The following is a 12,869-nucleotide window of genomic DNA, read 5'->3' as shown; positions in this document are numbered from 1 at the left end:
TTAAAGATAGTTTTCATATTTTAGCCCTGAGTCTGAATCCAACTTTTACTTTCATGCAAAAGTTTAGATTTAAAGATTAAATTCCAACAACAATAAACAACAAGGAGATGAAGCAGTATCACGATTTGGTTAGACACGTTCTTGAAAATGGCAATGAAAAAGGGGACCGTACAGGTACGGGTACAAAAAGTGTCTTCGGTTATCAAATGCGCTTTGATCTCAGCGAAGGTTTTCCGATGGTTACCACCAAAAAGTTACACTTAAAATCAATTATCTATGAGTTGTTGTGGTTTCTAAAAGGAGATACTAATATTGAGTATTTACAAGAAAACGGTGTTCGCATCTGGAATGAATGGGCGGATGAAAATGGCGATCTAGGCCCTGTTTATGGCCATCAATGGCGCAACTGGAACAGCGAAGAAATTGATCAAATAACTGAAGTCATTGATACCCTAAAAAACAATCCTAATAGCCGACGTATGCTAGTCAGTGCATGGAATCCCAGTGTACTTCCAGATAACTCCGCAAGTTTTTCTCAGAATGTAGCAAACGGTAAGGCTGCTCTTCCACCCTGCCATGCATTTTTCCAATTTTATGTCGCAAACGGTAAATTATCTTGTCAGCTGTACCAAAGAAGTGCCGACATATTCTTAGGCGTACCGTTTAACATCGCCTCTTATGCCCTATTGACCATGATGATGGCACAAGTTTGCGGCTACCAAGCAGGCGACTTCATCCACACCTTCGGTGATGCACACATCTACAACAATCACTTCGAACAATTAGAATTGCAACTCTCCAGAACACCGAGGTCTTTACCTACTATGAAGTTAAATCCAGAGATTACATCCATATTCGATTTTACCTTTGATGATTTTAGTCTGGAGAACTACGATCCACATCCGCACATCAAAGGACGTGTAGCCGTATAATGACAAGTATTATCGCTACAAGCCTTTAAATCAACTTTTACGCCTTAACACTATTCGAATTGTTATAAAATCATTAATTTTAGGACATCAAACAGTGTAAATGTATACTACATGTTAATCTCCAACCAAATTATTGGCGACTTCATACAAACTAGGCAAACAACCGAAGAAATTTGCGCACCCTTAACGCAAGAGGATTACGTGATTCAGTTACGCAATTATATGTCTCCACCAAAATGGCATTTAGGCCATACGAGTTGGTTCTTTGAAGAGTTCATTCTTAAAAAATTTGATAAAAATTATCAGGAGTTTAACCCTGCATTTAAGCATATTTTCAACAGTGCATACCAGCATATTGAAGATCGTCAAATCAGATCCAGCCGAGGCAATCTCTCGCGACCTTCTGTAGAGGAAGTCTATGAATATCGTGATCATATCACCAATTATTTGGCAGAATTCTTAGACGATCATCCTGATCAGGAGATGTCTTTTCTCCTAACCCTGGGAATACAGCATGAGAAACAACATCAGGAATTGTTGTTTTCAGACATCAAATACCTATTAGGTAGTAACCCTTTACGCCCTCGATATTCAGAGACCTATGAAGAAAACATTATTGAAAAACAAAAAAACAAGTGGATTAAGGTCAAAGAAGGACTCTATGAAATAGGTCATGCCACCACCGATTTTTGTTTTGACAACGAGCTTGGCAAACATAAGGTCTATCTCAATAATTATAAAATCTCCAACAAACTCATAACCAACGGTGAGTATTTAGAATTCATATTGGATGGAGGTTATGATAATGACAATTTATGGCATACAGAGGGCTGGCAATGGCTTAAGAGGCATCATATAAGAACACCTATGTATTGGCATTTTGTCGATGGACAATGGCAACAGTATACCCTAAAGGGAATGCGTGTATTGGATCTCGAAGCCCCGGTAACCCATGTTTCTTTTTATGAAGCATTCGCCTATGCAACATGGCGTGATTTGCGTCTAGCTACAGAATTTGAATGGGAGGTAGCTCAGGACCATTTTGATTGGGGAAAACGATGGGAATGGACAGAGAGCGCCTATCAGCCTTATCCAAAGTTTAAAAAACGAACAGATTTCATTTGGGAGTACAACCAAAATTTCATGGTCAATAAAAAAGTACTACGCGGAGGATCTGTAGTCACTTCCAAAAACCATACACGATACACCTATAGAAACTTCTACCACCCGTCATTAAGATGGCTCTTTAGTGGAATTCGTTTAGCTAAGGGTTAACTCAATTTTACCTTCTATCGGTTCGGAGCAGTTTCACCACCTTATCAACATCTTTTTTAGTGTTGTAGAGGTGAAAACTTAATCGTACCCCTTTTCCTCTCTTGGAGTGTATGATATTGCGTTCATTAAGCAACTGTACCTGTTTATCGGTAATTGCAATATTAAATATATTTGAATGACTCGCAGTTCGCTTTTCGATAAGCTCCTCTAGAAGTCCTAGGGCAAGGAATTGATCTTTTGCATAGGCAGACACTTCGGCAATATGATTTTGAATCACTTCTTGGCCGATTGCCGCAAACTGTTTTAAACTATAGCCCAAACTCCCGATATTAAGCGTATCCAAATGCCCTGACTCCAAATGAAGCTGTATATGACTTTTGGATTGTAAAAAAGGCTGTTTTAAAGGTTCTATCGAAAGTGTATTGTTATAAAATTTATTGTGATGCGCTTCCTTAACCAATATATAAGCATTGCCATAACCGGAAAGCAACCACTTATAACCACTTCCACCATAGACATCAATCCCCGAATCCTTAAAGGAGAACATTTCCGTACCGCTATACTGAGTCGCATCGGCTACAAAAAGTACTTCGGGGTACTCTTTCTTAAGCGAATTTATAAAGTTAAGATCTAATTTAATTCCACTAATGTATTGCACCAAACTAAAGGCAAAAATATCAGGTGTGTTGTTTTGGAAATATTGAACTATGCGATCCTCTAAATCAGAAGTTATCGCCAAGGTTTCCACCTTAAATCCATTTGAAACAAAAGGAAAACTCAACGAAGGATAATCGTCTTCCAAAAGAAGCACCGATTGGTCGTTATTCAATCCACTCACTAAGGCTTTTAATGCAAAGGTAAAGCTTGGTGTTAAAAAGGTGTCATTAACCTCAGCGCTAAAGTAATTGGCAACATCTGTCCTAACGCCGTTTACAGTTTGATCGGCAGACAATCGAAATTGACTTCCTCCAATTAAAAAATCAATATCATGGTTTTGACGCCATTCCATGAGACTCTCACCTAAAAGGCCAGAGGCTGCAGTATTAAGATAGCAAAATCTCGTTACCGCTGGATAATCTTTAGCAAACTGTTCTATTGTCATATAATTTTGTTTTATGGCTCTGAGCTCGGCTTAGGTAAAGAAATTCCACACCACCCCAAATCTTATAATAAAATCTCGATAAGGATTGAAAGGAGCTGAATAATATTCCTTTTCACCGAAAAGGGAATTCACGTGTTCTGCTTTCAAATAAATACGTGTACGTTGAACCCTTGCATTGATAAAGAAATCAAGCATAGGATAACCACCAAACTCTTCACGATCCTGAATTAATAGTTCCCCCAATACAGGACTATATGAATTCATATAATATTTCGAAAAATACTTCAATTCAACTCCTGTCTGAAAATAAAGGGCTTTTTGAAACAAGTCGTTAGCGTAATACAAAGATTGGCGTGTGGTGATCTGTGGCACATTCAGAATGTTTTCACTCTGACTTACATTTTGATACATAATGGTATTGGCTAGACCTAAATTCCTTAAGAAATGAATATCATTTTGAAACTTCACCTTAATAGAATTGATACTTCCATTAAATTGTTCGGCAGTGACCAATTGCTCTGTATCCACACCAGAGATACTATCATAGGTGGCATGCTCTCTAAAATAAGCATAACCATCTCTAACGGTATATTCAACCTCAAGGCTACCCCATTTCTGATGACTCAACTTTCCACTGAACGTACTGAACTTTTGCTTTTCAAAATCATCCGTATGCTGCCAGTTGTATCCCTTATAATCACTTTGATATAAGAGATAATTAAAGTTAGGCATACGTGTAGAGGCATTTATTGAAGCACCAAGATGAATCGCGTCAGTCAATTGATAGCCCATTTGAGCATCCAATTGGGTACCCCCCATTTCACCAACGATATTTTGCATCAATGATCCTTTAAGTGAAAAACCTCCAATGGTCTTTTCCCATTTTCCGCCAAGGGCAATTTCCTGGTCTTTTAATTGGTTGGTAATGGTTCCCTCCGGTCCTACTACAATACTGTTGAAATAATAATTGTATTTATAGAAGTTAGCCAAAAAACTAGCCCTACCTATAATCTTATTTTGATAATTTAAGCTCAATAAGTTATTAAAGGTCTTGAGTTTTGACTTGTCATGCAATTTTGAGGCCTGGTATGATTGTCCAAAATAAGTGCTCGCTGATTCCTTTCTAAATTCATAACTCTTGGTCTCATACGCAAGCTCATGTCTTACAGACAGTCCATAGTTTTTTAAAGAGTCCTGTTCTTTAAAAATAAAATATTCATGATCTAAAAAGTAGCGCTTGCCCAACAAGAAATTCTCCGCATCTTCAAATTTAACATCAATTCGAGAACGATCCACAAACTCTTCATCACCACTAGTAAACTGCTGTGGAATGAGCAATCCTCCATTTTCTTGATTCAGGATATCCTGACCTGCATAATGCAGGCGTAGAAAATACTTTTTGTCTTTGGAATGATAGCTCGAGGTGAATCTAAAATTACCTGTACTGGATAAAATATGTTGGTACTTCCCCAAGGAACGCATTCCTTTATAGGCTATAGACATATTGAGTTGAGGCGAAGGATTTACAGTAATCATTGCGTCCAAGATATGTCCCTGCTCCATCACTGTCTTATACATCAGCTCGGTAGTAGGGGTCGGAACACGGTAGTAATCGATATCTTCGACTTCCATGTAGCTGAAATGCTTTCCTTCTGCTCCTAATCTAGGATACATACCCTTTACTCTTGTCATCGCGCCAAGGCGATTATAAGTTTGCCCTATGTTATTGAAAGGGAGAAGCTCAAAATTATCCTTTCTTAAATAATTATATTTATACTGTTTGTAAATGGTCAGTGTCGTATCAAAATAGGTAGTGTCACGCTCGTAAGAGATGATTTTATAATCAGTAATTGGAAATTTCTCCTCTTCTTTCTTAGGAGTTTTTGCCTTTCCGGAAAGTACAGTGGTAGTGTCGTTAACCTTCTGTACTGTTGTTTCCTCTTGGGCGTAGATAAAACAACTACCCAGCGAGAAGAAAAATATAAATAAGCTGTTAAAGTATTTCACACGTTAATTCTTTTAGCACACACTTGTTAGGCTACATCTTCAAAAACAAAGGTATACTATTTGAACGAAATTAAAAGTTTCAATTTACCTATTATCGAATTTTATCCATCGAATAGGAATTTCTTAAATTCGCATTGATAAAAATTATATAAAGTGCTATTAAACACCTATAGTAATCTGATTTTAGAAGCCGGAACTGACGAGGCGGGTCGTGGTTGCCTTGCGGGTCCCGTTACGGCCGCTGCCGTCATCCTAAAAGAGGGTTTTCAAAGCGAGCTTATAAATGATTCCAAACAGCTGTCAGAAAAAAAGAGAGAACAACTGCGACCTATCATTGAAGAACAGGTCCATGCCTATGCCGTAGTTCACATCGACCCAAAAGAAATCGATCGCATTAATATTTTAAACGCGTCGATTCTCGGTATGCACCATGCGCTAGAGCAACTCCTATACCAACCTGAATTCATCATTGTGGACGGCAATAAATTTAAAAACTACCAAGAAATACCACATGAGTGCATCATAAAAGGAGATGGTAAATACTTAAGTATTGCGGCGGCTTCAATTTTAGCCAAAACGTATCGCGACGAGTTTATGAATAAAATTCACGAAGAATTCCCGATGTACAATTGGAAAAAAAATAAAGGGTATCCAACTAAAGAGCATCGAGAAGCTATTCGAAAATATGGAAGTACTGAATATCACAGAAAATCATTTCGACTGCTTCCCCAACAGCTAAAACTAGATTTATGATATCACAAAAACACAACACTTTGATGTTAAAGACGTTAAACATAAAGCATCCCAATAAATCCGTGGAATGCCCACAAAGCAAAACCAGAGAAAGTATGAGTTCACACAATTAAACTTGATTTTTCAAATTGTTTAAATTGTAACTCATATTTTTGTAATCAAAGATTTTGCAACATAAATTCAGTTGGACCAATGCGGTCACGTTCAGAATTTGATAAGCAGCATGTTTTAAAAAGTTTTGAACCATTAAATTAAAAACGGCCAAATGAAATATTTTTTTGGAATTATTCTCATAGTTTGTTTAGGATTTCACTCTTGCCAAGAGGCTGTCATCCCAGTATCAGACATTATCCATTATACCCCCAGAAAGGCTGCAGTAGTCATCAAGATCAATGACTTTCAAGCCTTCAAAAGCGAATTGATCAACAATGATTTTTTGGAGCTCACCAAAGGATCCAATGCTTATTTGGACAGCAAATCACTGCTATCCACTTTAAGTTATATTCAGACCAAGGACCCTTCGCTATTGGCTATAAATGAAATTGGCAAAGGGAACTATGACTATACCTTTATCACAAAAAAACACAATGAATTATTTTCCATTGATTCCACAGTGAATCGCACCATTGAAACCCTCACTTATGAATCCGCATCTATTCGGGTTTTAACTATCGACAAACACAAGGTATACAGCACTTTTTTTAAGAATTATTTCATCGGATCTTCTTCTAAACTCATCATTGAAAATCTCATTAGAAGTCAGGGAGATCTTAAGGCAGATCCAAGTTTGGTAAAACTCTTTGAGGTAGCACAGAACAACTCCTCTGCCAATATCTTTGTAAACCATAAACAAGGTGAAAACTTATTTTCAACCGTTCTATCAGGCCCATTAGCAAATGAGGTAACTCAACTAAATGACTGGACTTCTTTTGATAGCAAAATAACACAGGACTACATCAAATTAAATGGCGTGGCCTTAAATAACCCGGGAAGTAAAAACACCTTAGACCTCGTAACGAATACCACTCCCGCAACCAGCGAGGGAGCGGATATTGTCCCCATAAATGCAGATTACTTTATTTCCCTTAACAGCGAGAACTCTGGATTAGTTGAAAACAAAAACACCACAGATTCTCTATTTTACAATTCACGTGAATTGCTTAAAATTGGCATAAGTGATCAACAGATATTTGCAGTGAGTACCTCAGACAACCTGGATTTTGAAGATCGTTTACAGAAATATGTAAAGGACCAAGGCGATTTTCGAGACTTTGTAATTTGGAACCTCAATGACAGCACTGTAGTTTCAAAACATTATCCGAAGTTATTCCCAAAAATAAAGAGCAAGCATGTCGCGAAAGTCGGTAGCTTTTACGTGTTCACCAATGCTATGGAACCATTAGAGAGCATGATAACCAATTTTCAGAACAATGCTACCCTAGCCCAATTGTCAAGTTACAAAACGCTTCGTAATGAACTCGCAGGCGAATCTTCGATACTGGTGATTGGAAATTTAAATAAGATCAAGGGAAACAAAGCTATTCTAAATGACAATTTTAAAGATTATTTCTCCGAAAAGGACTTGGGAGAGTATAAATTTATTGCCTTCCAGTATATCGCAGAAGGAGATTTTGCACATTTCCATACCTTACTCAAAAAAGCAAACACCTCAACGGTAAACTCCAATTTGATCACCCAAATATTTTCCACTATATTGGACGCAGAGGTTGCCACAAACCCACAATTCGTATTGAATCACTACACTAAAAAGAAAGAAATAGTGGTTCAAGACGTGGAGAACAATCTGTATCTCATTTCAACGGAAGGGAAAGTATTGTGGAAGAAAAAATTAGACAGCAAAATAAGAGGGGAAATCACTCAGGTGGATCTCTACAGAAATGGTAGACTTCAACTGGCGTTTACCACAGCATCAAAACTCATGATAGTGGATAGAAACGGAAAAGATGTTTCTCCTTTCCCTATTGAATTTAAAGGAACCATCACCCAGCCATTATCAGTATTCGATTACAGTAAGACGAAGGACTATCGCTTTGTAGTGGTCATGGATCAGGACGTAAAAATGTATGATCGCAACGGAAAATCAGTGAATGGTTTCACCTTCAGAAAGGCTAAAAACTCTATCATCAACAACCCAAAACACATTAGAATCGGTTCTAAAGATTATCTTATTTTCCAGGAAAGTAATGGGAAGTTAGACATCCTTCACCGTACAGGTGATGTTCGAATCAATGTCAAAGGCACCATAGATTTTTCAGGTAACCAAGTGTACCTCTATGATGGTAAATTCACTACCACAAACGCCGATGGAGACCTCATACAAATCGATCAAAATGGTGGCATCAATAAATTGGAACTCAACTTAAAGGACCAACACCTTATTGATGCAACCACAAAGACCCTGGCTAGCATTTCAGAAAATGTATTAACGATAAAGGACAATTCGACGACCCTGGATTTTGGTATTTATACCTTACCTAAAATTTATTATATCAACGATGTGATTTACGTCACCACGACCGATCTTCAAACCAATAAGGTGTATCTGTTCAACAGTGATGCTGAACTGATGGAGAACTTCCCGGTATTCGGGGATTCTAGAATTGATCTAGATGATATGGATAATGACAACAAGTTAGAAATGGTCACCAAGGGTGACAATAATTCGGTTATCTGCTATAAAATCAACTAACATAATTAAATGACAAAACAAAAAAGCGCATAGGTTGTTGTGAAACAATTTCCTATGCACTTTTTACGATTTATAAACGCTTACTTAAACCACTTCACAATACAAGCCGTCGTCAGTTTTTTCAACTTTAACTACCTTGTGTTTGGTAAGTCCTTTAATGGTTTTATCCCATTTCTTATTGCTTAAGCCTGACTTCTCTTTAAGAGTATCCAATAGCATTTTTTGTTCTGCTTTCAGAAGCTCAAAGACAAGTTTTTCTTCCTCGTTAAGAACCACCTCAGTTTTTTTCTCAGGTCGCATCTGCGGGAAAAATAAAACCTCTTGAATGGATGAGTTATTGGTCATAAGCATCACCAATCGATCGATTCCAATTCCGATACCAGAAGTCGGTGGCATTCCGTATTCTAGAGCTCTTAAGAAGTCCTGATCAATAAACATAGCCTCATCATCTCCCTTTTCAGAAAGTTTTAATTGATCCTCAAAACGAGCTCTTTGATCAATTGGGTCATTTAACTCAGAATAGGCATTGGCCAATTCCTTTCCGTTGACCATCAACTCAAAACGTTCAGTCAGCTTTGGATTATCTCGATGCTCTTTAGTAAGCGGACTCATCTCTTTTGGATAATCTGTAATAAAGGTAGGCTGTATGTAGTATGCTTCACACTTTTCTCCAAAAATCTCATCGATAAGCTTTCCAACTCCCATACTTTCATCCGTAGGAATGTTAAGTTTTTGACATACCTCACGAAGTCCAACCTCATCCATATCCGCAACATCAAAGCCAGTATGATCTTTAATCGCTTGTAAAATTGGCACTCTTGGGTAAGGTGCTTTAAAGTCAATTTCGTTTTCTCCTACGGTCACCTTAGAACTTCCATTAGATTCCACAGCTACTTTTTCTAATAGCTCTTCTGTCATCTCCATCATCCAATGGTAATCTTTATAAGAGACATAAAGTTCCATTACAGTGAACTCAGGGTTATGAGTTTTATCCATCCCCTCATTCCTAAAGTCCTTTGCAAACTCATACACTCCATCAAATCCTCCGACGATAAGTCGTTTCAAATACAACTCGTTCGCAATTCTTAGATATAGTGGAATGTTAAGGGCATTGTGATGTGTCACAAATGGACGCGCGGCAGCGCCACCAGGAATAGACTGTAAAATTGGAGTTTCAACCTCCAAATAACCTCGATTATTGAAAAAGTCCCGAATACTCGTGGTAATTTTAGTTCTTTTAATGAAGGTTTCTTTCACGTGAGGATTCACTATTAAATCAACATATCGCTGACGGTAGCGAAGTTCAGGATCACTAAAATCATCAAACACATGCCCTTGAGCATCTACCTTAGGCAGCGGCAATGGACGCAGTGATTTGTTTAAAACTGTAAAGTTTTTCACCATAACAGTCATCTCCCCTACTTGAGTTTTAAATAACACACCTTCAACACCGATGATATCACCAATGTCCAGCAGTTTTTTATAAATCTCATTATATAAAATTTTGTCCTCACCTGGACAGATTTCATCACGGTTAAAATACAACTGGATTCTACCCTCGCTATCCTGTAGTTCAGCAAAAGAAGCTTTACCTTGGATACGACGACTCATCAACCTTCCAGCCAACACAACCTTCTTATCGATTTCAAAATTATTCTTCACCTTTTTGGTGGTATGATCAACCGGGTACAAAGCAGCCGGATACGGATCTATATTCAAGTCTCTTAACTTGCCGAGTTTTTCTCTGCGAATAATTTCTTGTTCTGAAAGTTGCATATATGTAATTCTGAATTTAAGCCCGCAAAGATAGTGAGTATTTAACAATCTATCAATCAATTTATAGGCTTTTGCAGACCTTCCAATTTTATACGGAATGACTGTTGGTTACTTTATCTATTATTGCACCAGCAATTGTCGGCTCCGCAAAGCAGTTAAACCATGTATTCACAATCAGTTGAGAAGAGATAATGGTTGAGGAGCATCTGTACGGTTCATCTATCAAATCCAAAATCATATTACACTGTTTTCGGTCGATTTTCTTTGGACCGAAATCATCTTTAAAATTACCAAAGTTTTTCTTTTTTCCGTGAAAAATCACTTGGCTTTATTAGGTTGGGATTTTTATAGTATTATTTTTAAAAGCAACCATTTCCAGGATGCAGCATCTAAGTAGTTAACTATATAAAACTAACCTATAAAATATTAAACACCTATATTGTTTTGACACTAGCTCCCTTTCTTTTTAGCGGTAGCGGAGATAACGTTACAGATCACAAGGAAATTGTTGAACTACACATATACCCTGAAACCGCCTATAACGAATACTTGTTTTCCGATGATATGTATGGTGAATTCTTACAGTACTCCGAAGGCACAGATCCAGAAAAGCATTTACTTCTCAGCCCTGGAGAAAGTTTTGATAATTTTGAGTACAAAAAGGGGTTCCATTATGTCATTAAGGCTACAAAAATAACCATCAAACATGCAGCGCAAAAGGAATTAAATATCATTTACGAATACATTGAAACCATTTCTAAGAAAATAGCTAATTTACCAGAGGTACTTTCCGAAAACACCATGGAGGTAGCCCCGGTTATGATTACCTTTATACCTAGAAGAAGCGAACCAAGACCGGCCTATTTGACAAAGATCACAGGTGAGAGTAGACCTAGACCGGTGACTCATATTGAAGGGTTCAATTTTAAACAAGGCTACACCTACCGACTAAAAGTACAAACAGCTATTTCGTATCCACCCTTGTGCTACCATGAAAATTTTCGACTATTAGAAGTAATGTCTAAGTATAAATAGTGCTTAGAAGTACTTACCAAATGGACCAGAAATAGAAATTCACCTCCCTATATGTGGACCATTTTAGCTGAATTAAGGATTTAATATCTTCTACAACTAATGTCAAATCATGATTGAATTGATATCCACCACTTTCCAAAAATCGGGATTACTAATTTACTGCAAAGAACACCAATCCCCTGTATTTAGGTCATAATACCTAAGACAATATGTAACAAAAGAGTTAAACGTACGTCTTATAATTAAATCATCTATTACATTTGCGCCGAGTAATGGCCTTAAAATAATTAAAACACAACAAAATGAGTATTTGGAGAGTACTTTTATCTATTATATTGCCCCCTTTAGCTGTTTTGGATAAGGGATGTGGATCTATCGTTATTGTATTTTTACTTACCCTTTGTGGATGGGTGCCAGGAATAATTGCGGCATTAGTAATCCTCAACAACCCCAAGTCTTAATCAAGGTAATTTCTACTAACTTCAAGGCAAGGTTATCGCTTTAAAAAAAAGGAAACCGTATCTTTGCAACATGAATAAGAAGGTAATTTTAGAAGATCTAGGAAACAGAGACTATAAAGAAACCTGGGATTATCAGGAAGCACTCTTTCAATCTATATTTGATGTCAAATCAAAAAATCGCAAAGAATCATTAGAAATCCCTACCGACAACTACTTTTTATTTGTTGAGCATCCGCATGTGTACACATTGGGGAAAAGTGGTGATTTGAGTAACCTACTCCTGAACAACAAGCAACTTGAAGAGAAAAACGCAAGCTTTTACAAAATCAACAGAGGTGGCGATATCACCTATCATGGTCCCGGCCAAATTGTAGGCTATCCGATCATAGATTTAGATAACTTTTTTACTGACATTCATAAATACCTTCGCTTTTTGGAGGAAGTCATTATCCGCACCTTGGATGAATACGGCATAAAAGCCAGTCGCAGTGAGGGAGAAACAGGCGTATGGCTTGACGCCGGAACACCATTTGCAAGAAAGATTTGCGCTATGGGTGTTCGAGCATCTCGATGGATTACCATGCATGGCTTTGCCCTAAATGTCAATGCCAATCTGGGCTATTTTGACAATATCATCCCTTGTGGAATTAGAGGTAAAGGGGTTACTTCATTAAACGTTGAATTAGGCCAAACACACCTTGACGAATCCGAGGTTAAAGAAAAACTTCTAAAACACTTTCAAGAAGTTTTTGAAGCAGAGATCGTAACGACAGAAAGCGCGAAAATAGAAAGCTAGAGTTCATTTTATATCCGAACAG

11 protein-coding genes are annotated in these 12,869 nt (G+C 37.5%); 7 read left to right on the top strand and 4 right to left on the bottom strand.

Annotated features, from left to right (window positions below; all coding sequences use genetic code 11):
- Positions 1 to 107 precede the first annotated feature (107 nt).
- Both ACN0TV_RS08265 and egtB read left to right on the top strand, forming a co-directional pair.
- Positions 108 to 932: a thymidylate synthase gene (locus ACN0TV_RS08265; protein ID WP_417361937.1), complete on the top strand. Its 825-nt coding sequence runs from the start codon at positions 108 to 110 to the stop codon at positions 930 to 932.
- A 111-nt stretch (positions 933 to 1,043) separates the two neighbouring features.
- Positions 1,044 to 2,207, top strand: coding sequence for an ergothioneine biosynthesis protein EgtB (gene egtB, locus ACN0TV_RS08260; protein WP_417361936.1), 1,164 nt, complete (start codon positions 1,044 to 1,046; stop codon positions 2,205 to 2,207).
- A gap of 7 nt (positions 2,208 to 2,214) precedes the next feature.
- On the opposite strand, the gene ACN0TV_RS08255 is transcribed toward egtB, so the two are convergent.
- Positions 2,215 to 3,309, bottom strand: a complete 1,095-nt coding sequence (locus ACN0TV_RS08255) for an aminotransferase class V-fold PLP-dependent enzyme (RefSeq protein ID WP_417361934.1) — start codon at positions 3,307 to 3,309, stop codon at positions 2,215 to 2,217.
- Between the two features lie 30 nt (positions 3,310 to 3,339).
- Positions 3,340 to 5,316, bottom strand: a complete 1,977-nt coding sequence (locus tag ACN0TV_RS08250; RefSeq protein WP_417361932.1) for a putative porin — start codon at positions 5,314 to 5,316, stop codon at positions 3,340 to 3,342.
- Between the two features lie 153 nt (positions 5,317 to 5,469).
- Between ACN0TV_RS08250 and ACN0TV_RS08245 the strand changes: the two genes are divergently transcribed.
- The gene (locus ACN0TV_RS08245) at positions 5,470 to 6,069 is read left to right on the top strand and encodes a ribonuclease HII (RefSeq protein ID WP_417361930.1); all 600 of its coding nucleotides are present in this window, start codon (positions 5,470 to 5,472) and stop codon (positions 6,067 to 6,069) included.
- A gap of 265 nt (positions 6,070 to 6,334) precedes the next feature.
- Positions 6,335 to 8,779, top strand: coding sequence for a ribonuclease HII (locus tag ACN0TV_RS08240; protein ID WP_417361928.1), 2,445 nt, complete (start codon positions 6,335 to 6,337; stop codon positions 8,777 to 8,779).
- An 84-nt stretch (positions 8,780 to 8,863) separates the two neighbouring features.
- Here the strand turns inward: ACN0TV_RS08240 and lysS are convergent, their stop codons facing one another.
- Both lysS and ACN0TV_RS08230 read right to left on the bottom strand, forming a co-directional pair.
- Positions 8,864 to 10,555: a lysine--tRNA ligase gene (lysS, locus tag ACN0TV_RS08235; protein WP_417361926.1), complete on the bottom strand. Its 1,692-nt coding sequence runs from the start codon at positions 10,553 to 10,555 to the stop codon at positions 8,864 to 8,866.
- Positions 10,556 to 10,643: 88 nt separating this feature from the next.
- Positions 10,644 to 10,877: an ATP-binding protein gene (locus ACN0TV_RS08230; RefSeq protein ID WP_417361924.1), complete on the bottom strand. Its 234-nt coding sequence runs from the start codon at positions 10,875 to 10,877 to the stop codon at positions 10,644 to 10,646.
- Positions 10,878 to 10,999: 122 nt separating this feature from the next.
- Between ACN0TV_RS08230 and ACN0TV_RS08225 the strand changes: the two genes are divergently transcribed.
- From ACN0TV_RS08225 to lipB, 3 genes are all read left to right on the top strand, one after another.
- Complete coding sequence (locus ACN0TV_RS08225; protein ID WP_417361922.1) at positions 11,000 to 11,590, top strand: hypothetical protein; 591 nt, start codon at positions 11,000 to 11,002, stop codon at positions 11,588 to 11,590.
- 302 nt (positions 11,591 to 11,892) lie between these two features.
- Positions 11,893 to 12,051 carry a YqaE/Pmp3 family membrane protein gene (locus ACN0TV_RS08220; RefSeq protein WP_008990898.1) on the top strand — a complete coding sequence of 53 codons (159 nt, stop codon included), beginning with the start codon at positions 11,893 to 11,895 and terminating at the stop codon, positions 12,049 to 12,051.
- A gap of 70 nt (positions 12,052 to 12,121) precedes the next feature.
- On the top strand, positions 12,122 to 12,847 hold the full coding sequence (gene lipB, locus ACN0TV_RS08215; RefSeq protein WP_417361920.1) for a lipoyl(octanoyl) transferase LipB: 726 nt from the start codon (positions 12,122 to 12,124) through the stop codon (positions 12,845 to 12,847).
- The last annotated feature ends 22 nt before the right edge of the window (positions 12,848 to 12,869 follow it).

It is taken from the genome of Galbibacter sp. (assembly GCF_048266365.1).
Taxonomy (GTDB): domain Bacteria; phylum Bacteroidota; class Bacteroidia; order Flavobacteriales; family Flavobacteriaceae; genus Galbibacter.
Note: the sequence above shows the minus strand (reverse complement) of the source record. Positions and strands in the feature narration are given on the sequence as shown.

Bases quoted from the DNA above. Each gene is read 5' to 3' on its own strand.
- ACN0TV_RS08265 (WP_417361937.1), top strand. From the start codon at position 108: ATGAAGCAGTATCACGATTTGGTTAGACACGTTCTTGAAAATGGCAAT.
- ACN0TV_RS08220 (WP_008990898.1), top strand. From the start codon at position 11,893: ATGAGTATTTGGAGAGTACTTTTATCTATTATATTGCCCCCTTTAGCT.
- egtB (WP_417361936.1), top strand. From the start codon at position 1,044: ATGTTAATCTCCAACCAAATTATTGGCGACTTCATACAAACTAGGCAA.
- ACN0TV_RS08240 (WP_417361928.1), top strand. From the start codon at position 6,335: ATGAAATATTTTTTTGGAATTATTCTCATAGTTTGTTTAGGATTTCAC.
- lysS (WP_417361926.1), bottom strand. From the start codon at position 10,555: ATGCAACTTTCAGAACAAGAAATTATTCGCAGAGAAAAACTCGGCAAG.
- ACN0TV_RS08255 (WP_417361934.1), bottom strand. From the start codon at position 3,309: ATGACAATAGAACAGTTTGCTAAAGATTATCCAGCGGTAACGAGATTT.
- lipB (WP_417361920.1), top strand. From the start codon at position 12,122: ATGAATAAGAAGGTAATTTTAGAAGATCTAGGAAACAGAGACTATAAA.